The following is a 20191-nucleotide window of genomic DNA, read 5'->3' as shown; positions in this document are numbered from 1 at the left end:
CGGCTCACTCGGTAACGGACGAATGCTCCCGTTAATCACTCGTCCGAGGGACCGTTGACGACGGGTAGGCGTGCGATGCTCGGGGAACAGCTCGCTTCTGTCACCATCGACATACACAGCGTGACGAATCCCCCCGCGTGACGACACCTCGCACGCTCCCCCGAGGCACCCCCTCGCATGACAGATGGGAAACGGACATGGGTCCCCATCCAGCGGTCGCCGCGATACGCCTGGCGGTCCGCCGCGTCCTCCACGACGTCCTCGTCGACTCCCCGGCCGCCCCCGCCCCCGCGCAGCCCTCCGCGGCCTCCCCCGCCTCGGCCGCCCAGGCGCCCGCGCCCCGCGGCTCCGCGCCTCCCGAGGGCCGCCCCCTCGTGCTCGCCGCCTGCTCCGGCGGCGCCGACTCCATGGCACTCGCCTCCGCGCTCGCCTTCGAGGCCCCCCGCCTCGGCCTGCGCGCCGGCGGCGTCACCGTCGACCACGGCCTCCAGCCGGGCTCCGACGTGCGCGCCGCCGAGGTCGCCGAGCGGATGCGGGAACTGGGCCTGGCCCCCGTCGAGTCCATCGCCGTGTCCGTCGGCCGGGGCGGCGGCCCCGAGGCCGCCGCCCGGGACGCCCGCTACGCCGCCCTCGACATCGCCGCCGAGCGCCACGACGCCGCCGCCGTGCTGCTCGGCCACACACGCGACGACCAGGCCGAGACGGTTCTGCTGGGGCTCGCCCGCGGCTCCGGCACCCGCTCGCTGTCCGGCATGGCCCGCGTCTCCGGCGCCGGCGGCCGCTACCGCCGCCCCTTCCTCCAGCTCGACCGGCACACCGTCCGCGAGGCCTGCCTGGCCCAGTCGCTGCCCGTCTGGGACGACCCGCACAACGTGGACCCGGCCTACACCCGCTCCCGGGTCCGCCACGAGGCGCTGCCCGTCCTGGAGAAGGCCCTCGGCAAGGGCGTCGTCGAGGCCCTCGCCCGCACCGCCCAGCTCTCCCGCGACGACGCCGACGCCCTCGACGCCTGGGCCCTCCGCGCCGAGGCCGACGTCCTGCGCATCACCCCGGCCCCCGCCCCCGGGGCCGGGTCCGGTGGGCCGGACGCCGTCGAGCTGGACACCGTCGGGCTGCACGGGCTGCCCCCCGCCGTCCGCCGCCGGGTGCTGCGCCGCGCCGCCATCGCCGCGGGCTCGCCCGCCGGTTCGCTCTTCGCCCGCCATATCGAGGAAGTCGACCGGCTCATCACCGGCTGGCGGGGCCAGCGGGCCATCAACCTCCCCGGCCGCGTCGAGGTCCGCCGGGAGGGTGGCAGACTGGTGATCCGGCAGGGCTGATCCGCCCGAGCCAGATGAGCTGGTTACGTCGAACGAGAGTGGCGCGGGTGGACGACAAGGACATGGGCACCGACCTCAAGTCGGTCCTCATCACCGAGGAAGAGATCAACGCGAAGCTGGCCGAGCTGGCCGCCCGCATCGACGCCGAGTACGAGGGCAAGGACCTGCTCATCGTCGGCGTGCTCAAGGGCGCGGTGATGGTGATGGCGGACCTGGCGCGGGCGCTGTCCACGCCCGTCACCATGGACTGGATGGCCGTGTCGTCGTACGGCGCGGGCACCCAGTCCTCGGGCGTGGTGCGGATCCTCAAGGACCTGGACACCGACATCAAGGGCAAGCACGTCCTGATCGTCGAGGACATCATCGACTCCGGCCTGACGCTGTCCTGGCTGCTGTCGAACCTGGGGTCCCGCGAGCCCGCCTCGCTGAACGTGTGCACGCTGCTGCGCAAGCCGGAGGCGGCCAAGGTCGCCATCGACGTGAAGTGGGTCGGCTTCGACATCCCGAACGAGTTCGTCGTCGGATACGGCCTCGACTACTCGGAGAAGTACCGCAACCTGCGGTTCGTCGGCACCCTGGCCCCGCACGTCTACGGCGGCTGAGAGGCACCGCCTCCCCTGGGAACCTGACGCGGTTTTCCGCCGTTGGAGCAGGGGAAGGCGGATGTGTTAACACTCCACGGCGGCGTCGGGTGACAATGCTGGGGTACCGTCCGAAGGTCAGTCTTTTTCGAGACTGAGGATTACACAGCTCATACACCACTAAATACACCGCAATACACCGCACGCACAGGCGCCCCTCCAGGGCTGCCGTGCCTCACTGTGGCAGGAGGGACGGGGCGGTTTCGCCCCGTATGGATGGACGTGAAGCGCTACTTCCGTGGGCCGGTCATGTGGATCGTGCTGGCCGTCCTCGCCGTGGTCGTGTTGATGCAGGTCGTCGGCTCGTCCGGCGGCTACAAGTCGGTGGACACCAGCCAGGTCGTCAAGGCGATCAACAGGAACCAGGTCCAGTCCGCCGAACTGACGACCGGCGACGAGCACAAGATCAAGGTCGAACTCAAGGACAACGTCGCCAAGGTCTCGGGCAGCAACAAGCTCCAGGCCACCTACATCGGTGACCAGGGCGTCGACCTCGCCAGGACTCTTCAGGCGAATGCCCAGAAGGACAACGGGATCCCCGACGGGTACAACGTCTCGACTTCGAAGCAGAACCCGTTCGTCGGGATTCTGCTCTCGCTGCTCCCGTTCGTGCTGATCGTCGTGGTCTTCCTGTTCCTGATGAACCAGATGCAGGGCGGCGGCTCCCGGGTGATGAACTTCGGGAAGTCGAAGGCCAAGCTGATCACCAAGGACACGCCGAAGACGACCTTCTCCGATGTGGCGGGGTCCGACGAGGCGGTCGAGGAACTCCAGGAGATCAAGGAGTTCCTGCAGGAGCCGGCGAAATTCCAGGCCGTCGGTGCCAAGATCCCCAAGGGTGTGCTGCTGTACGGCCCGCCCGGTACGGGTAAGACCCTGCTCGCGCGCGCCGTCGCGGGCGAGGCGGGCGTCCCGTTCTACTCGATCTCCGGCTCCGACTTCGTCGAGATGTTCGTCGGTGTGGGTGCCTCCCGGGTCCGTGACCTGTTCGAGCAGGCCAAGACCAACGCCCCGGCCATCGTCTTCGTCGACGAGATCGACGCGGTCGGCCGGCACCGCGGTGCGGGTATGGGCGGCGGTCACGACGAGCGCGAGCAGACGCTGAACCAGCTGCTCGTGGAGATGGACGGCTTCGACGTGAAGGGCGGCGTCATCCTGATCGCCGCCACGAACCGGCCGGACATCCTGGACCCGGCGCTGCTGCGCCCCGGCCGTTTCGACCGGCAGATCGCCGTCGACCGCCCGGACATGCAGGGCCGTCTGGAGATCCTCAAGGTTCACCAGAAGGGCAAGCCGGTCGCGCCGGACGTCGACCTGTCGGCCGTCGCCCGCCGTACCCCCGGCTTCACCGGTGCCGATCTGTCGAACGTGCTGAACGAGGCCGCCCTGCTGACGGCCCGCGGCGACAAGAAGCTGATCGACAACCACTACCTGGACGAGGCGATCGACCGTGTCGTGGCCGGCCCGCAGAAGCGGACCCGGATCATGAGCGACAAGGAGAAGAAGATCACCGCGTACCACGAGGGCGGACACGCCCTGGTCGCGGCGGCCTCTCCGAACAGCGATCCCGTGCACAAGGTCACGATCCTCTCCAGAGGCCGGGCCCTGGGTTACACCATGGTCCTGCCGGACGAGGACAAGTACTCGACCACGCGCAACGAGATGCTGGACCAGCTCGCCTACATGATGGGCGGCCGGGCCGCGGAGGAGCTGGTCTTCCACGACCCGACCACGGGCGCCTCGAACGACATCGAGAAGGCGACCACGACGGCCCGCGCGATGGTCACGCAGTACGGCATGACCGAGCGGCTCGGGGCGATCAAGTTCGGCTCCGACAACTCCGAGCCGTTCCTGGGCCGTGAGATGGCTCACCAGCGCGACTACTCGGAAGAGGTCGCCGCTCTGGTGGACGAGGAGGTCAAGAAGCTCATCGAGGCCGCGCACAACGAGGCGTGGGAGATCCTCGTCGAGAACCGCGACGTCCTCGACAACCTGGTGCTGGCGCTGCTGGAGAAGGAGACGCTGAACAAGGAGGAGATCGCCGAGATCTTCGCCCCGGTCGTGAAGCGTCCGGCCCGCCCCGCGTGGACCGGCTCCTCGCGGCGTACCCCCTCCACCCGCCCGCCGGTGCTCTCCCCCCGGGAGCTGGCCCCGGCGAACGGTGCCCAGCCCACCTCGGCGGCCTCGCTGACCAAGGCCACCGCGCCCGAGGACGGCGCCGAGCGGCCCGAGGAGTCGGGCTCCGGCTCCGAGAGCTGATCCCGGTCTCCCGGGGCCCACACGGCCCCGGGAGGACCCGGAATGAATGCCGCGTCACCCAGGTTCTAGCCTTGGGGGCGCGGCATTTCGCATTTGTGCACAAGGAACGAGGCAGCTCCATGACGGACCCGGTGACGCTGGACGGCGAGAGCATTATCGGCGTGTTCGATGAGAAGCGGGCCGAGAACGCGATTCGTGAGCTGCTGATCGCCGTCGGCGAGGACCCGGACCGGGAGGGGCTGCGGGAGACGCCGGGGCGGGTGGCCCGGGCGTACAAGGAGATCTTCGCGGGGCTGCGGCAGGAGCCCGAGGACGTCCTGACCACCACCTTCGACCTGGGCCACGACGAGATGGTGCTCGTCAAGGACATCGAGGTGATGTCCTCGTGCGAGCACCATCTGGTGCCCTTCGTGGGCGTCGCGCACGTCGGCTACATCCCGTCCCACGACGGCAAGATCACGGGCCTGTCGAAGCTGGCCCGGCTGGTGGACGTGTTCGCCCGCCGCCCCCAGGTCCAGGAGCGGCTGACCACCCAGATCGCCGACTCGCTGATGCGGATACTGGAACCGCGCGGGGTGATCGTCGTGGTCGAGTGCGAGCACATGTGCATGACCATGCGCGGGGTGCGCAAGCCCGGGGCAAAGACCCTCACCTCGGCCGTGCGCGGTCAGCTGCGCGATCCGGCCACCCGGGCCGAGGCGATGAGCCTCATCATGGCCCGCTGACGGCCCCCAGGACCCGTTCAGGCCCGTTCAGACCCGTTCAGACGTTCAGACCCGTTCAGGCCCGGGCCGAGGCGCCCGGGCCCGAACCGTTCTCGTCGTCGTCCTCCGGCAGCTTGCAGACCCGCTCAAGGAAGAACGCGGCGGCCACCACGCCCGCACCGGCCAGCACCGACGCCCCCGCGTAGATGGCCTGGTCCTGGCGGACCGGTACGTCCAGCTGTTCCAGGACCAGGAAGACACCCACCCCGCCGTACATCCCCGAGACCAGCGCCGCCACCAGCGCGCTCGCCTGGCCGAAAACCACCGCGCGGGCGGCCACCATCGGGTCCACGCCCTTCGCGTCCGGCTCCCGCTCCCGCTGGGCGCGCAGCCGCGACCGCAGCGAGAGCGCGGTCGCGACCAGCACGACCGCGATCAGGGCCAGCACGATCGGCGCCGCCACCGGAACGCTCGGCAGCGACCCCAGCGTGTCCCACAGCCGGGCCCCGGCCCACGACACCACACCGGCCACGGCGAACAGCCCGACCAGCACCCCGATCCGAAGTTGCTTCACCGAGCGGTCGCCCCTCCATGCATCCGTTACGCGGCAATGGCCCCGGCACCCACCGGGGCCGACGTCTCTTGGTGAACGTCTATTCGGGCAGTCGCAGTTCCAGGTCCGCGCGGACCTGTACGCCGTCCTGGCCCACCTCGTCCAGCAGCGCCGAGACGCTGCCCCGGCCGGGGAACTCGGCCTGCGGGTCCACGTCGTTCCACGGCACCAGGACGAAGGCCCGCTGGTGCGCGCGCGGATGCGGCAGGGTGAGCAGCGGGTCGTCGGAGACCACGTCCTGGTACGCCACGATGTCCACGTCGATGGTGCGCGGACCCCACTGCTCGTCCCGTACCCGCTCGAACGCCTCCTCGATGGCGTGGCCGCGCTCCAGCAGCGAGGACGGCGGCAGGGTGGTCTTCACCAGCACCACCGCGTTGAAGTACGTCGCCTGGGTGCCCGGATCCACGCCCCACGGCTCCGTCTCGTACACCGGGGAAACGGCCTTGACCCGCAGGCCCGGGGTGTCCTCCAGCGCGTCCACCGCGCCTTGAAGGGTCTCCAGGCGGTTGCCCAGGTTGCTGCCGAGGGAGATCACTGCCCGTTTGGGGTTGGACAGGGTCACATCGGCGGCGTCCACCTTCTCCACCACGGAGGCGGGAACGGGCTGCACGGTCGGGTCGCTGCTGCTCATACTCGGCTCCGGGTAATGGTGATGGTGACATCGTCGAAGGGAACGGTGATCGGGGCCTGCGGCTTGTGGACGACGACCTCGACCTCGCGCACCACATCATGCTTCAGGCAGGTTTCCGCTATCCGTTCGGCCAGGGTCTCGATCAGCTCGACCGGCTCGCCCCGCACCACGTCCACGACCTCCTCCGCCACCACGCCGTAGTGGACGGTCTTGGTCAGGTCGTCGTCGGCGGCGGCGGGACGGGTGTCCAGGCCGAGCACGAGGTCCACGACGAACGTCTGGCCCTCCTCGCGCTCCTCCGGGAACACGCCGTGGTGCCCACGAGCCCTCAGGCCGCGCAGCGCGACACGATCCACCCGAATCACTCCTGCTGGTCGTCGGTTACGCGGGCACGCCCCGGCCGGCCCGGAGCGCACCAATGACCCCCTGCCATCGGCGGGGAACCTCCTCGAATCTACCTGCGAATGTCGGAGGCACATGCCCACGGGGTCGCGGCGGATGCCTCCCACAGTCCCGCGCCACCTTCACCTACCCGCACCTCGCACAGCTCGAACGGAACCCATTCGAGCCATCACCGGGCCGGGAAAGGCCCGTCAGCCCGGCATCAGCCGGTCGTCGTCCTCGGGACCCTCCGGACCCTCGTCGTCACGTTCCGCGAGCACCGGGGAGCCGTGGTGCGACCACACCTTCCAGCCGTCGTCGGTGCGCCGGAACACGTTCGTGGCCACCACCAGCTGGCCGACCAGCGGGCCGAGCTGCCCCTCCTCCTCGGCCGGGGCGCCGCTGAGGATGTTCTCGGTGCAGGTCACCAGCGCGGTGTCGGACATCACCGAGACCTCGACGTCGGTCAGGAAGAACTGGATGTAGTCGGTGTTCGCCATGATCAGCGCGTACGAGCGCAAGACCTCGCCCCGGCCGCGCAGCACCGGCCAGCCCGGGTGCACACAGGACACCTCGGTCTCGGCCGAATCCAGCCACAGCCGGTCCAGCGCCCCGTGGTCGCCCTGCTCCATGGCCTCGTACAGCGCGGTGTTGACCAGCGCGACCCGCTCGTTGTCCGTAAGGGAAGTCACAGCGCTCCCGCCGCGTTCTCAGCCCGGTCGATGGCCCGGGCCACCCGCACCGCGTCCGCGCTCGCCCGCACCTCGTGCACCCGGACCGCCCACGCGCCCTCGCGCGCCGCGATCGTGGTCACCGCGGCGGTCGCGGCGTCCCGCGCCCTGGCGGGCGGCGGCGCGCCCCCGTCCCCGGCCAGCACGCGGCCCAGGAACCGCTTCCGGGAGGCCGCCACGAGCAGCGGGCGGCCCAGTTCGCGCAGCGTGGCCAGATGCGCGACCAGCGCCAGGTCGTGTTCGGCCTCCTTGGCGAAGCCCAGCCCGGGGTCGAGCACGATCCGCTCCGGGTCGATACCGCCCGCGACGGCCTGGTCCACGCTGGTGCGCAGCTCGGCGACGACCTCGCCGACCACGTCCTCGTACACCGCCCGGTTGTTCATGTCGATCGACTGGCCGCGCCAGTGCATCACCACGAAGGGCACCTCGGCCGCGGCCACCGTTGGCACCATCGCCGGGTCGGCGCGGCCGCCGCTCACGTCGTTGACCAGCAGCGCGCCCGCCTCGATCGCCCGCTCGGCGACCGTGGCCCGCATGGTGTCGACGCTGACCCGGACGCCCGCCGCGGCCAGGTCCCGCACCACCGGGACCACCCGGCGCAGCTCCTCGGCCTCGTCGACGCGCGCGGCGCCCGGCCGGGTCGACTCGCCTCCGACGTCCACCAGGTCGGCCCCGGCCGTGACCAGGTCCAGACCGTGTTTGACGGCTAGGTCGGTGTCGAACCACTGGCCGCCGTCGGAGAAGGAGTCGGGCGTGACGTTCACCACGCCCATGACCGCACACCGGTCCCATTCCGGCAGTCCGGCCACTCGGCCCCGCTCGCGCAACGTCCTCATGACCTTAAGGCTAGACGTACCGGCAGCCCGGACGGGGGACGCGGGGGGTGGGGTGCCCGCCCGTACGGCTTGCCGGGCGGCTCGCTAGGCGGCCTGCTCCAGTTCGCGGCGCCGGGCCGGGGCCTGGTGGGCGCAGGGCCGGCGCTCGGCGCGCCGCCCGCGGCCCAGCAGCCGGGGCAGCGCGAGGGAGACGAATCCCTCGGCCTGCATCGCGGCCAGGCCGATGCGCGGCAGGTCCCGGGTGTTGCGGAAGACCACGAAGCGCGGCTCCCAGCGCGGCCGGAACTTGGCGTTGAACTTGTACAGCGACTCGATCTGGAACCAGCGGGACAGGAACACCAGCAGCCCCCGCCAGCCGCGCAGCACCGGGCCCGCGCCCAGCTTCTCGCCGCGCGCCAGCGCCGAGCGGAACATCGCGAAGTTCAGCGACACACGGGTGACGCCCAGCGCCGGGGCGGCCTCCAGCGAGGCCACGATCAGCAGCTCGTTCATGCCCGGGTCGGCGCTCCGGTCGCGCCGCATCAGGTCCAGCGACATCCCGTCCGGGCCCCAGGGCACGAAGTGCAGGACGGCCTTCAGGTCCCCGTACGGGCCCTCGTCGGCGCCCTCCTCGGCCGCCTTGTGGGCGGTGGCGATCACCGAGTCGCCGTCCGCCGGGTCGCCGATCCGGCCCAGCGCCATCGAGAAGCCGCGCTCGGTGTCGGTGCCCCGCCAGTCCTCCGCGGCCTGCCGGACGCTCTCCAGCTCCTCCGCGCCGAGGTCGGCGACGCGCCGCACCCTCGTCTCGTACCCGGCCCGCTCGATGCGCTTGACCATCTGGCGTACGTTGCGCATGGCGCGCCCGGAGAGGGTGAAGTCCGCGACGTCCACGATCGCCTCGTCGCCCAGCTCCAGCGCGTCCAGCCCGGTCTCCCGGGTCCACACCTCGCCGCCGGTCTCGCTGCACCCCATCACCGCCGGGGTCCAGGAGTGCGCCCGCGCCTCCTCCATGAACGCGGCGATCGCGCCCGGCCACGCCTCCACGTCGCCGACCGGGTCGCCGCTGGCCAGCATCACGCCGGAGACCACGCGGTAGCAGACGGCGGACTTGCCGCTCGGCGAGAAGATCACCGCCTTGTCGCGGCGCAGCGCGAAGTGGCCGAGTGAGTCACGGCGCCCGTGGGTGGCGAGCAGCTCCCGCAGCTTCTCCTCGTCGGACGGGGTCAGCCGGGCGGCCGGGTGCTCGGGACGGAAGGCGAGGTACGCGGTGGTGGCGACGGTCAGCAGGCCGAGCGCGCCCAGTGAGTAGCCGACCGTGTAGTCCGCTCCGTTGCGGTAGCCGACCGGCCCCTCGAAGCCGAGCAGCCCCCACAGCACGTGCTCCAGCTGCGCCGCCATCGACGGCCGGCCCTCGATGGTGTCCGGGTGCGACCGCACGATGAGCAGTCCGACCCCGACGCTCACCCCGCTCATGACCACGAAGTTGGCCAGCGCCCGCCAGCGGCTGCGCGGGTCGGGCAGCGCGGCGAATTCGCGGCGGTAGCGCAGCAGCACGCCCATCAGGACGAGCGAGAAGACGGTGCCCAGGACCGAGTGCCGGTACAGCAGCTGGGCCGCCGCGCCGACCGGCAGCAGCACCACCGCCGCGACCCAGGCGCGGCGCTTCCGCCGCTTGAGGCCGTGCGCCAGCATCAGCAGCAGGAGCCCGACCACGATGGACGCCGCGGCGGCCAGGGAGCTGACCGCGCCCGGCAGCAGCTCCGCCACCGCGTGCACCCTGCTGTGCCTCAGCCGCGGGAAGACGAGATCCACGAGCCCGATCAGCCCGCAGGCCGTGCCGACGGCCGTGGGGACCGCCGCCGGGCGCGGGCCGCGCAGCGCGCGCCGTATCCGGTTGGGAACCCCTCCGGACTTTTCGGCATCTGGACTGTCAGACATTCGCATTCCCGTCGCTTCGGTCAAAGGATCTTTGGTTCTCTGACGCAGCTTCCGCACGATTTGCGTCTATCTAGATGCAGTTCGAGGCGGCGGGGTTCCGCCCCCGGCGCCCGCCGGGCGGTACCCCCGCGGCACGGAGAACCGGCCGCCCGGCAGAAAGATAGTGATGGGTCTCACGAGCAACAACGTCGTGATCATGGCTGTCGTCGCGGCGCTGCTGCTGTTCACGGCCACGATATGGCTGTGGCCACGGCTGGCCGGACGCGGGGTGACCGCCCTGCTCGGCCGGGTCGGCATGCTACTGGCTACCCAGGTGACGGTGTTCGCTGCTTTTGGATTGTTCGCCAATCAGTCTTTCGGCTTCTACGGCTCCTGGGGAGACCTGCTCGGGGCCGAGAACGAGACGGGGGTGGTGGTGGACCACGACACCCCCGGGACCAGGGTGAAGGTCACGGAGACCCGTAAGTTCAGGGGCTCCGGCGGCTCGTCGCCGGAGACCGGCGGGCGCATCGACAAGGTTACCTTCCGGGGGCCCCTCTCGCGGATCGCCGGCCCCGGCTACGTCTACCTGCCGCCAGAGTACTTCCAGCACCGCTACGCCGGGCGGCGCTTCCCGGCGGCCCTCGTGCTGACCGGCTACCCGGGCACCACCGAGGCTCTCATCAATGGCCTGAAATACCCCCAGAAGTCCCAGAAGCTGGTCAAAGAGGGGAGAATGCAGCCGACCATCCTGGTCATGATGCGGCCGACGGTGGCGCCGCCGCGGGACACGGAGTGCATGGACGTCCCCGGTGGGCCGCAGACCGAGACCTTCTTCACCGAGGACGTGCCGAAGGCCGTCTCCGAGCACTACCGGGTGGGCACACAGGCCCGCAACTGGAGTGTCATCGGAAATTCCACCGGCGGTTACTGCGCCCTGAAGATGGCGATGCGCCACCCCGGCGCCTTCTCCGCCGCCGCCGGTCTGTCCCCCTTCTACAAGGCCCCCACCGACCCGACCACGGGCGACCTCTTCGGCGGCAGCAGGCAGCTGGAGCGCGAGAACAACCTCATGTGGCGCCTCGACCACTGCCCCGCCCCGCCGGTCTCGCTGCTGGTGAGCAGCAGCCGGCGCGGGGAGAAGAACTACGGGGCGACGATGCGGTTCGTGGGGAAGGTGCGCGAGCTGAACCGGCGGGGCGAGCCGACCCGCATCTCGTCGATGATCCTCGGCACCGGGGGCCACAACTTCAACACCTGGAAGCGCGAGGTCGCCCCCGCCCTGCAATGGCTGGGCACCCGCCTCCACGCCGACTGAGGGGGGTCTTCCCCCACCCCGCCCCTCCCCACAGCATCCGATATGCGGCTCCGCCGCGCGGCGGAGCCGGGACGGACCACCGGTGGGGGCTCAGGTGTCGGCCACCGTCTGGAGGTCCACGTCGCCTCGGGCGATGCCGCCGGCGTCCGCGTCGATGGAGCGGCGCAGGGCCTCGTGGAGGCGTCCCGGGGTGAGGACGCCGAGGAAGCGTTCGCCGTCCAGCACCGCGATCCACCCCGCGTCGTGCTGCAGCATCGTGCTGAACGCCTGCTTGAGCGGCGCCCCCACCGGAAGCCACGCCTCCATCCGGCGGGCGTGATCCCGTACGGTCCCCTCCGGCCCGTCGGCCGCGTCCGCCGGGATCCAGCCGTGCAGATGGTCCGCGTCGTCCAGGACGACGGCCCACCGGGCGCCCTCCGAGGACAGGCGGGCGGCCGCCTCGGGGAGGGCGTCGTCGAGGTGGACGACCGGCGGCTGCCAGAGGTCGCCGGGTTCGATGGGGGTCACCGAGAGCCGCTTGAGGCCCCGGTCCGCGCCGACGAAGTCGGCCACGTACGGCGAGGCGGGCGCGCCCAGCACCGCCGCCGGGGTGTCGAACTGTTCGATGCGCCCGGAGCCGTACACCGCGATGCGGTCGCCGAGCCGCACGGCCTCCTCGATGTCGTGCGTCACGAACAGCACGGTCTTCCGCACCTGTGACTGAAGCCGTAGGAATTCCGTCTGCAGATGTTCACGTACGACCGGGTCGACGGCCCCGAAGGGTTCGTCCATGAGCAGCACGGGAGGGTCGGCCGCCAGCGCCCGCGCCACCCCGACCCGCTGGCGCTGGCCGCCGGAGAGCTGGTCCGGATAGCGGTCGGCATATACGGAAGGGTCGAGTCCGACCAGATCGAGAAGCTCGGCGGCCCGGTCCCGCCCCTTCTTCCGCTGCCAACCCAGCAGATGCGGCACGGTCGCGGTGTTCTCCAGCACGGTTTTGTGCGGGAAGAGGCCGATCTGCTGGATGACGTAGCCGATACGGCGGCGCAGCGCGACCGGATCCGTCTCGGCGACGTCGTCACCCTCCACCAGAATGCGGCCGGAGCTCGGCTCGATGAGCCGGTTGACCATTTTCATCGTGGTGGTCTTGCCACAGCCCGAGGGGCCGACGAGCGTGACCAGCTCACCCTCCGCGACCTCGAAGGACAGATCGTCCACGGCGGTCGTGCCGTCGGCGTAGCGCTTGGTGACATGCTCGAAACGGATCATGGCTCCCCATTGTTGCCGCATTCGTGGCAGACATTGTTGCTGTTGTGTGGCGATCGGACGAGATTGTCATCTCCCGGGGATAGGGTCACCCAGGAATTGGACGACCACGTGCCCGGGGGAGGTGAGCGTATGGCGGACCAGAACTGTCTGATCAGTAACGATTGGATTTGCGGCGAGTATGTGCGCACGCGCGGTCAGGAGCTGACGGACGCGACGCTCCAGCATGTCGGGATCACCCTCGCGTCGGTCGCGATCGGTCTCGCGATCGCCTTTCCGCTCGCGCTGCTGGCCCGCCGCCGGCAGGGCGTGGCGGGCCCGGTGCTGGGGCTGACCACGATCCTCTACACCGTGCCGTCGCTCGCGATGTTCTCGCTGCTGCTGCCCGTCTTCGGGGTGTCCCAGGCGGTCGTGGTCACGGGGCTGGTGCTCTATTCGCTCACCATCCTGGTGCGCAACATCATGGCGGGCCTCGCCTCCGTGCCGGAGGACGCCAGAGAGGCCGCGCGCGGCATGGGGTACGGGCCGCTGCGGCTGCTCTTCGGCGTCGAACTGCCGCTCGCGCTGCCCGCCCTGATGGCCGGGCTGCGCATCACCACGGTCTCCACGGTCTCGCTCACCACGGTCGGCGCGATCATCGGCTACGGCGGGCTCGGCAACCTCATCTACGAGGGCATGCACAGCTTCTTCAAGGCGCAGGTGCTCACCGCCTCGGTGCTGTGCGTGGCGCTGGCGGTCGTGGCGGACCTGTTGCTGCTCGGCGTCCAGCGGGTGCTGACGCCCTGGGCGCGTAAGAGGGGGAGGGCCTGATGGGCGTCATCGGCGAGGCGTGGAACTGGCTGGCCACCGGGTCGCACTGGTCGGGCGGGGACGGGGTGTGGCACCGGCTCGGCCAGCACCTCTTCCTGACGTTCGTCTGCCTGGCGATCTCGTGCGCGGTCGCGCTGCCGGTCGCCGTCCTGCTCGGCCACATCGGCAAGGGCGGCGCGATCGCGGTCAACATCTCCAACGCGGGCCGTGCCGTGCCCACCTTCGCCGTGCTGGTGCTGCTGCTCCTCAGCCCGCTGGGCACCCACGGCCAGTGGCCCACGATCATCGCGCTGGTGCTGTTCGCCATCCCGCCGCTGCTCACCAACGCCTACGTCGGGGTGAGCGAGGCGGACCGGGAGGTCGTGGAGGCGGCCCGGGGCATGGGGATGACGGGCGGCCAGCTGATCCGCCGGGTCGAGCTGCCGCTCGCGTTCCCGCTGATCATGACGGGCGTACGGACCGCCGCGGTGCAGGTGGTGGCCACCGCGACGCTGGCGGCGCTGCCCGGCGGCGGCGGACTCGGCCGGATCATCACGGCCGGCTTCCGGATCACCGACACCGCGCAGGTGGTGGCCGGGGCGGTGCTGGTCGCGGCGCTCGCGCTGCTGGTCGAGGGCGCGTTCGTGGTGCTGGGGCTGCTGCTGGACCCGATGCGGCGGAAGACGGGGCGGCGGTCGGCCGCGTTCCGCCGCCCGCCCGCCGACCAGGCGCCCAAGGCGCCCGCGCTGACGTCGTAAACCCGAACACCCGAACACCGGCGTGATGCTCTCGCCGTATGTACGTATCTATGGATGGGGATCCCATGAGCAAGTTCTTGAGAGTGGCGGGGGCGGCGGCGAGCGTCGTGGCGCTGGCGGTCGGCGCGACCGGATGCGGCGGCAAGAGCCTGGAGAAGTCCGGCGGTGGCGACAGTTCCGGCAAGCCCGGCAAGGGCTCGCTGGTGATCGGGACCGCGTCCTTCACCGAGTCGAAGATCCTCGCGGAGCTGTACGCGGAGCTACTGGACGACGCCGGTTACTCGACGTCACTCAAGACGGTGGACACCCGCGAGCTGTATGAACCGGCCCTGGAGAAGGGTCAGATGGATGTCGTGCCGGAGTACGCGGCGACGCTCGCCGAATTCCTCAACCAGAAGAAGAACGGGCCGAATGCCGAGCCCGTGGCCTCCTCGAACGTGGACGACACGGTGAAGGCGCTGAAGAAGCTCGCCGGGCCGCGCGGGCTCAAGGTGCTCGACGTCGGCAAGGCGGTCGACCAGAACGCCTTCGCGGTGAGCCGGAAGTTCGCCAAGGAGCACGACCTGAAGACGCTCTCCGATCTGGGGAAGTCCGGGCAGAAGGTCAAGCTGGCGGCGGGCGACGAATGCCCGAAGCGGCCGTTCTGCCAGCCCGGTCTGGAGAAGCGCTACGGCATCGACATCGCGGGCGTCGACCCGCTGGAAACCGGTAGTGTGCAGGCCAAGCAGGCGGTCAGGGACGGCAAGGACCAGATGGCCGTGACGACCACCACGGACGCCACGCTCGACCAGTTCGGACTTGTGCTGCTCGACGACGACAAAAATCTGCAGAATGCCGACAACGTACTTCCCGTGGTGAATGCGAAGTCCGCCGGATCTCCCAAGATCGAAAACGCGTTGAACAAGCTCGGCCGGGTGCTCACCACGGCCGATCTCACCGAACTCAACAAGAAGGTCGACGCCGAGCGGCTCAAGCCCGCCGATGTCGCGGCCGACTACCTCAAGGAGAAGGGTCTCGTGAAGTAGTTTGCCAACGGATTGACAACGGATCTGGCCTGCCGACCCCCCAAACGAGCCGTATGCACGGTAAGTTTCGGCCCATGCCACGTGGACGCCACCGCCAATCCCCACCCCTGCACAGGCTACTTCCCCCGCTGTCGGTTGCAGCCGCGTCAATAACCTGCGCCGCCGGTGCCTGGCTGGTCGGCGATACGGTTGTGATCCGTGGACTCGCCGCGACCGCGGCCACCGCCGCGGTCGTCGGCTCGGTCCTGACGCGCCGTTGGGACCGCGCGGCCGGCCGCCGGGTCGCGGAGGCCGCGAGTGAGACCGCCCGCCAGGAGATGAAGTACGAGGAGCGGATCGCGGAGCTGGAGGCGGACGCCGAGAAGGCGGCCGAGCTGCGCACCGCGCTCAACACCAGGCTCCGCGCCAAGCGGGCCGAACTCGCCCGGCTGCGCAACGAGCACGCCGAGCTGCTGCGCCGTTACGCCACGGCCGAGACCGAGCGCGCCAGCGCCCTGGAGGGGCGCCGCAGGCTCGCCCTGGAGGCCGCGGTCCCGTCGAAGGCGCTGACCGCGGGGGCGCCGTCCGACGAGTCCGCCGAGGACGCCGAGTCGGCCGGGTCCGCTGCCGGTGACGGTCCCGACCTCAGCGCCTACGTACGCGCCGATGAGGCGCTGAGCCGCCTCGTCGCCAGCGCGCGGCAGCAGCGGGAGCGGGCCGAAGCGGAATCGCGCGCCCTGGCGGCCGAGCAGGAGAAGGCCGACGCCGAGGCCAAGGAGCAGGAGAAAACGGAAGCAAAGGGCGGCAAGGCCGGGAGAACGGCCGCGGACCCGGACGAGGACGGTGCAGCCGTCCCGGGGAAGCGCCCGGCGGCCGACGAGCGTGACGGCCCGGACAGCTCCCCGGTGCCGCCTCCGCACGCCCGTACGGCCGCCTCCGCCGTGGTGCCGTATGCCGCGGCACGCCGGGCCGCCTCCCGTTCGGAGAGCGGCTTCGACTACTTCGGCACCCAGAAGAATCCGCCGAAGCAGCAGGAGCCCGAGCCGGAGGCCGACGAGGACCTCGCCGATGTGATCGGAGCGGAGACCCTCGCCGAGACCCGGAAGGGCGCGGTGGGCGAGGTCATCGACCTGACCGCGCACGAGGAGACCGCGCACGAGCACGCGGGGGCCGAGGGGCTGCGCAGCGCGATCTCGTAGATCTGCCCGGCCGATCTGTCTCCTTGTCGACCTCCTTGTCGGCCTACTTGTCGATGTCGCCGACGACGAAGAACAGCGATCCCAGGATCGCCACCATGTCGGCGACGAGCGTGCCCGGCAGAAGCTCCGTGAGCGCCTGGATGTTGTTGAACGAGGCCGAGCGGAGCTTCAGCCGGTACGGGGTCTTCTCGCCCTTGGAGACCAGGTAGTAGCCGTTGAGGCCGAGAGGGTTCTCGGTCCAGGCGTAGGTGTGGCCCTCGGGGGCCTTGAGCACCTTCGGCAGCCGCTGGTTGATCGGCCCCGGCGGAAGCGCGTCGAGCCGGTCCAGGCAGGCGTCGGCGAGCGCCAGGGAGTTGTGGGTCTGCGCCAGCAGGCATTCGAAGCGGGCGAGGCAGTCGCCCTCCTCGCGCACCACGACCTTCAGGGTGTCCTGGAGGTCCCCGTACGCCAGATACGGCTCGTCGCGCCGCAGGTCGAAGTCCACGCCCGAGGCGCGGGCGATGGGGCCGCTGACCCCGTAGGCGTGCACGGCCTCCGCGGACAGGACGCCCACCCCGCGGGTGCGCCCCCGGAAGATCTCGTTGCCGAGCACGAGTCCGTCGTACACGTCCATCCGCGACCGCACCTCGGCCACGGCCGCCCGGGCCCGGCCGAGCCAGCCCGCCGGCAGGTCCTCCTTGAGGCCGCCGACCCGGTTGAACATGTAGTGCATCCGGCCGCCGGAGATCTCCTCCATCACGTGCTGGAGGTCCTCGCGCTCCCGGAACGCGTGGAAGATCGGTGTGATGCCGCCCAGCTCCAGGGGGTACGACCCCAGGAACATCAGATGGTTGAGCACCCGGTTCAGCTCGGCCAGCAGGGTGCGCGTCCACACGGCGCGCTCGGGGACCTCCATCCCCAGCATCCGCTCGACGGCGAGCACGACGCCCAGCTCGTTGGAGAAGGCGGACAGCCAGTCGTGGCGGTTGGCGAGCATGATGATCTGGCGGTAGTCGCGCGCCTCGAACAGCTTCTCGGCGCCGCGGTGCATGTACCCGATCACCGGCTCCGCGTGCTGCACGCGTTCCCCGTCGACCACCAGCCGGAGCCGCAGCACGCCGTGGGTGGACGGGTGCTGCGGGCCGATGTTCAGCACCATGTCGGTGCTTTCCGCGGCGCCGCCGATGCCGACTGTCGTCTCCGTCATGAGAACAGTTTGTCTCGACCCCCGCCCCGTCCAGAAACCGGGTCCAGCCCCTGGACCAGCGGCCCCCTAGGGGGTGTCTTGTCGGTCAGGCCGGATCAGCGAGCGGCGTCAGGGGGCACCTCCCAGCGGTAGCGGGGGGAGGCGCGAGGGGGCACCGCCCAGCGGTAGCTGGGGGAGCGACGAGCGCGGGGCCGCGAGGTGCCGCCCGCCGCGGCAGCGGCTGATGTCACAGCGGCGTCGGGAGCCCGGCATGATCGGCGAGACACCCCCTAAGGCAGCAGCGCGCCGCACGGGAGGTCCGCCGGGAGGCCCACCGGCCGGGTCAGCCACCGGAAGCCGCCCAGGCCCGCCGGATCCAGCAGCTCCGCCGCCTCGCCCGCCGCGCCCAGGGCCCGTACGTAGGCGGCCGGGTCCGTGGAGGCCAGGGCGAGCGGCGGACGGCCGGCGTCGAGGCCGAGGTGGCGCAGCGCGTCGCGCTGGGGGATCAGGCGCGCGTCCGTCCCGGCCGCGCACGCGTCCAGCGCCACGTGCGCGGTGAGATCGCAGGAGCTGTCGGGGACGGGCCGCACCTCCCGCCCGTCCCGGAAGCCGGTCAGCGTGCCGAAGGGCGGCCGGGCGGCGCGCTCGTGGCCGTAGTCCACGGCGACCGCGAGCCCGGCCCCCACGCACCGCACGGCCTCGGCCCAGGCCGCGTCGCGCGGCCGGCCGATCTCGGCCCGCAGCCCCGGCTCGGCGCCCGCCAGCGGCCACCACCGGGCCAGCCATGCCGCGTCCTCGCCGGTCACCTCGGCGCCGAGCCGTTCGGCGCCGTCGGCCGCCGAGACCTCGACCCGGCGCGGGGTGCCGTCCTGGTCCGTCTCGGCGACGTCGACGGGGACGTTGTCCAGCCATTCGTTGGCGAACAGCAGCCCGGTGAACCCCTCCGGCACCGTCTCGCGCCACTCCACCCGCCCGTCGAGCCCGGCGGGGCGGGCCGCCCGCTCGACCGCGTACGGCCGCAGCCGCGCGGCGAGCCCGTGCGGCAGACCGGGGACTGCCGCCAGCACCCCGGTCAGCAGCTCGCCGCGCCCCGCGCCCAGGTCCACCAGCGCCAGTTCCGGCGGCCGCCCCAGCGCCTCGTCCACCCGCCGCAGCAGCTCCGCGACGGCCCGCGCGTACAGCGGTGAGGCGTGCACCGACGTACGGAAGTGACCGGCCGGCCCCTCCGCCCGCCGGAAGAAGCCGTCCGTCCCGTAGAGCGCCCGTTGGGCGGCTGCCCGCCATCCGACCCATTCCTGCTGTTCACTTGCCACATCCCCACGCTAATCGCCGGGCGGTATCCACCTTGGGGAGTAGGGAGGGGCGGCACGGATCGCCCCTCGGGCTGACCCGCGCGGGCGTCCATACTGCCTACTCTGGGTGACGTGCAACGCCTCTACGATTTCCTCCGCAGCCATCCGACAGGAGTGGACGCCTTCTGGGGCGTCCTCCTCTTCGGCTGCGGTCTCGTGTGGCTCGTAGGGGCGGCCCCGGGTTATGAACCACCGCTCGCCGCCGTGCCGATCACGCTGGCGCTGTGCGCGGCCGTCGCGCTGCGCCGCCGCGCCCCCGCGATGATGCTGGGGCTGGTCATCGCGTGCGGTGTCGCCCAGCTCGCGACGGACGTCAGGATCAACATCGTCGACTTCGCGATGCTGGTGATCGTCTACACGGCCGCGTGCACCGCCGGGCGCCGCACCTCCTGGGTGGCCCTGGGTTCCGCGATCTGCGCACCGTCGCTCGCGACCCTCCGCTGGCCCGGCGAGCACGAGTCCGCCTGGGCGGCCGCCGTCTCGACGGTCTTCGTCACCATCCCCTTCGTCCTCGCCTGGGTGCTCGGCGACTCGATCCGCACCCGCCGCGCCTACTACGCCCAGCTGGAGGAGCGCGCCTCCCGGCTGGAGAAGGAGCGCGAGGCGCAGTCGAAGGTCGCGGTCGCCGCCGAACGCGCCCGGATAGCACGCGAGTTGCACGACGTCGTCGCGCACAACGTGTCGGTGATGGTCGTTCAGGCCGACGGCGCCGCGTACGTCCTCGACGCCTCCCCCGACCAGGCCCGGCAGGCGCTGGAGACGATCTCCGGCACCGGCCGCCAGGCCCTCGCCGAGATGCGGCGGCTGCTGGGCGTGCTGCGCACCGGTGAGCCGGGGGAGGCGAGCGACTACGTCCCGCAGCCGGACGTCGAGCAGATCGACGAACTGGTGGAGCAGGCGCGCGGATCCGGGCTCCCGGTGGACTTCAAGGTCGTCGGCAGCCCGCGCCAGCTGCCCAGCGGCGTGGAGCTGACCGCGTACCGCATCGTGCAGGAAGCGCTCACCAACTCCCGTAAGCACGGCGGCCCCGACGTCGGCGCCAGCGTCCGCATCACCTACTTCGACGACGGGCTCGGCCTGCTGGTCGAGGACGACGGGAGGGGCGCCCAGCGCGAGTTGTACGAGGACGGCGGCGCCGACGGCAGCGGCCACGGGCTGATCGGGATGCGCGAGCGCGTCGGCATGGTGGGTGGCACGCTCGACGCGGGCCCGCGCCCGGGCGGCGGCTTCCGCATCAGCGCGCTGCTGCCGCTGAAACCGACGGGGTGAGCCGCGGACACCCGTCTGCGCGTAGGTATGCGGTGAGCGCCGTACGGAGCGCGCGCCGAGGGAGCCGAAGGAAGGGAC

At 71.3% G+C, this 20191-nt stretch carries 19 protein-coding genes; 10 read left to right on the top strand and 9 right to left on the bottom strand.

Annotation, left to right across the window (positions count from 1 at the left end; genetic code table 11):
* Nucleotides 1-197: 197 nt before the first annotated feature.
* From tilS to folE, 4 genes are all read left to right on the top strand, one after another.
* On the top strand, nt 198-1319 hold the full coding sequence (gene tilS, locus ACH4SI_RS39810) for a tRNA lysidine(34) synthetase TilS (protein ID WP_398305138.1): 1122 nt from the start codon (nt 198-200) through the stop codon (nt 1317-1319).
* Nucleotides 1320-1381: 62 nt separating this feature from the next.
* Entirely contained in the window at nt 1382-1921 is a 540-nt protein-coding gene (gene hpt / locus ACH4SI_RS39805; protein WP_055547184.1) for a hypoxanthine phosphoribosyltransferase, read from the top strand.
* 255 nt (nt 1922-2176) lie between these two features.
* A complete protein-coding gene (gene ftsH, locus ACH4SI_RS39800) occupies nt 2177-4219 on the top strand; it encodes an ATP-dependent zinc metalloprotease FtsH (protein ID WP_398305135.1) in 2043 nt (680 codons plus the stop codon).
* A 119-nt stretch (nt 4220-4338) separates the two neighbouring features.
* Nucleotides 4339-4944: a GTP cyclohydrolase I FolE gene (gene folE, locus ACH4SI_RS39795; RefSeq protein ID WP_398305132.1), complete on the top strand. Its 606-nt coding sequence runs from the start codon at nt 4339-4341 to the stop codon at nt 4942-4944.
* Between the two features lie 55 nt (nt 4945-4999).
* Here folE and ACH4SI_RS39790 read toward each other — a convergent pair whose 3' ends face one another.
* From ACH4SI_RS39790 to ACH4SI_RS39765, 6 genes are all read right to left on the bottom strand, one after another.
* Complete coding sequence (locus ACH4SI_RS39790) at nt 5000-5497, bottom strand: DUF3180 domain-containing protein (RefSeq protein ID WP_398305129.1); 498 nt, start codon at nt 5495-5497, stop codon at nt 5000-5002.
* 79 nt (nt 5498-5576) lie between these two features.
* Nucleotides 5577-6170: a 2-amino-4-hydroxy-6-hydroxymethyldihydropteridine diphosphokinase gene (folK, locus tag ACH4SI_RS39785; protein WP_398305126.1), complete on the bottom strand. Its 594-nt coding sequence runs from the start codon at nt 6168-6170 to the stop codon at nt 5577-5579.
* Nucleotides 6167-6535, bottom strand: a complete 369-nt coding sequence (gene folB, locus ACH4SI_RS39780; protein ID WP_398305123.1) for a dihydroneopterin aldolase — start codon at nt 6533-6535, stop codon at nt 6167-6169. The genes folK and folB overlap by 4 nt, the downstream gene beginning before the upstream one ends.
* 228 nt (nt 6536-6763) lie before the next feature.
* On the bottom strand, nt 6764-7243 hold the full coding sequence (locus ACH4SI_RS39775; RefSeq protein ID WP_398305119.1) for a nuclear transport factor 2 family protein: 480 nt from the start codon (nt 7241-7243) through the stop codon (nt 6764-6766).
* Entirely contained in the window at nt 7240-8118 is an 879-nt protein-coding gene (gene folP / locus ACH4SI_RS39770; protein ID WP_398305116.1) for a dihydropteroate synthase, read from the bottom strand. Before folP ends, ACH4SI_RS39775 begins: the two co-directional genes overlap by 4 nt.
* An 84-nt stretch (nt 8119-8202) precedes the next feature.
* On the bottom strand, nt 8203-10035 hold the full coding sequence (locus tag ACH4SI_RS39765) for a phosphatidylglycerol lysyltransferase domain-containing protein (protein WP_398305113.1): 1833 nt from the start codon (nt 10033-10035) through the stop codon (nt 8203-8205).
* A gap of 166 nt (nt 10036-10201) precedes the next feature.
* Here ACH4SI_RS39765 and ACH4SI_RS39760 point away from each other — a divergent pair, with 166 nt between their 5' ends.
* On the top strand, nt 10202-11332 hold the full coding sequence (locus ACH4SI_RS39760; protein WP_398305110.1) for an alpha/beta hydrolase: 1131 nt from the start codon (nt 10202-10204) through the stop codon (nt 11330-11332).
* A 90-nt stretch (nt 11333-11422) separates the two neighbouring features.
* Here ACH4SI_RS39760 and ACH4SI_RS39755 read toward each other — a convergent pair whose 3' ends face one another.
* A complete protein-coding gene (locus ACH4SI_RS39755) occupies nt 11423-12580 on the bottom strand; it encodes a betaine/proline/choline family ABC transporter ATP-binding protein (protein WP_398305107.1) in 1158 nt (385 codons plus the stop codon).
* 129 nt (nt 12581-12709) lie between these two features.
* Here ACH4SI_RS39755 and ACH4SI_RS39750 point away from each other — a divergent pair, with 129 nt between their 5' ends.
* The 4 genes from ACH4SI_RS39750 to ACH4SI_RS39735 all read left to right on the top strand — a co-directional run bounded on the left by ACH4SI_RS39750 (nt 12710) and on the right by ACH4SI_RS39735 (nt 16327).
* Complete coding sequence (locus ACH4SI_RS39750; protein ID WP_398305104.1) at nt 12710-13387, top strand: ABC transporter permease; 678 nt, start codon at nt 12710-12712, stop codon at nt 13385-13387.
* Nucleotides 13387-14124 (top strand): ABC transporter permease, encoded by a 738-nt coding sequence (locus tag ACH4SI_RS39745; protein WP_398305101.1) that lies wholly within the window; start codon nt 13387-13389, stop codon nt 14122-14124. The genes ACH4SI_RS39750 and ACH4SI_RS39745 overlap by 1 nt, the downstream gene beginning before the upstream one ends.
* A gap of 65 nt (nt 14125-14189) precedes the next feature.
* Complete coding sequence (locus tag ACH4SI_RS39740; RefSeq protein WP_398305098.1) at nt 14190-15149, top strand: ABC transporter substrate-binding protein; 960 nt, start codon at nt 14190-14192, stop codon at nt 15147-15149.
* Between the two features lie 74 nt (nt 15150-15223).
* Nucleotides 15224-16327 (top strand): hypothetical protein, encoded by a 1104-nt coding sequence (locus ACH4SI_RS39735; RefSeq protein ID WP_398305095.1) that lies wholly within the window; start codon nt 15224-15226, stop codon nt 16325-16327.
* Nucleotides 16328-16370: 43 nt separating this feature from the next.
* Here the strand turns inward: ACH4SI_RS39735 and ACH4SI_RS39730 are convergent, their stop codons facing one another.
* Together ACH4SI_RS39730 and ACH4SI_RS39725 are read right to left on the bottom strand one after the other, a co-directional pair.
* A complete protein-coding gene (locus tag ACH4SI_RS39730) occupies nt 16371-17513 on the bottom strand; it encodes an NADH-quinone oxidoreductase subunit D (RefSeq protein WP_398305092.1) in 1143 nt (380 codons plus the stop codon).
* Between the two features lie 269 nt (nt 17514-17782).
* Nucleotides 17783-18805: an SAM-dependent methyltransferase gene (locus ACH4SI_RS39725; RefSeq protein WP_398305089.1), complete on the bottom strand. Its 1023-nt coding sequence runs from the start codon at nt 18803-18805 to the stop codon at nt 17783-17785.
* Between the two features lie 111 nt (nt 18806-18916).
* Here ACH4SI_RS39725 and ACH4SI_RS39720 point away from each other — a divergent pair, with 111 nt between their 5' ends.
* Complete coding sequence (locus ACH4SI_RS39720) at nt 18917-20113, top strand: sensor histidine kinase (protein WP_398305086.1); 1197 nt, start codon at nt 18917-18919, stop codon at nt 20111-20113.
* The last annotated feature ends 78 nt before the right edge of the window (nt 20114-20191 follow it).

Origin of the sequence: Streptomyces sp. NPDC021212 (assembly GCF_044332925.1) — a bacterium.
GTDB lineage: Bacteria > Actinomycetota > Actinomycetes > Streptomycetales > Streptomycetaceae > Streptomyces.
Note: the sequence above shows the minus strand (reverse complement) of the source record. Positions and strands in the feature narration are given on the sequence as shown.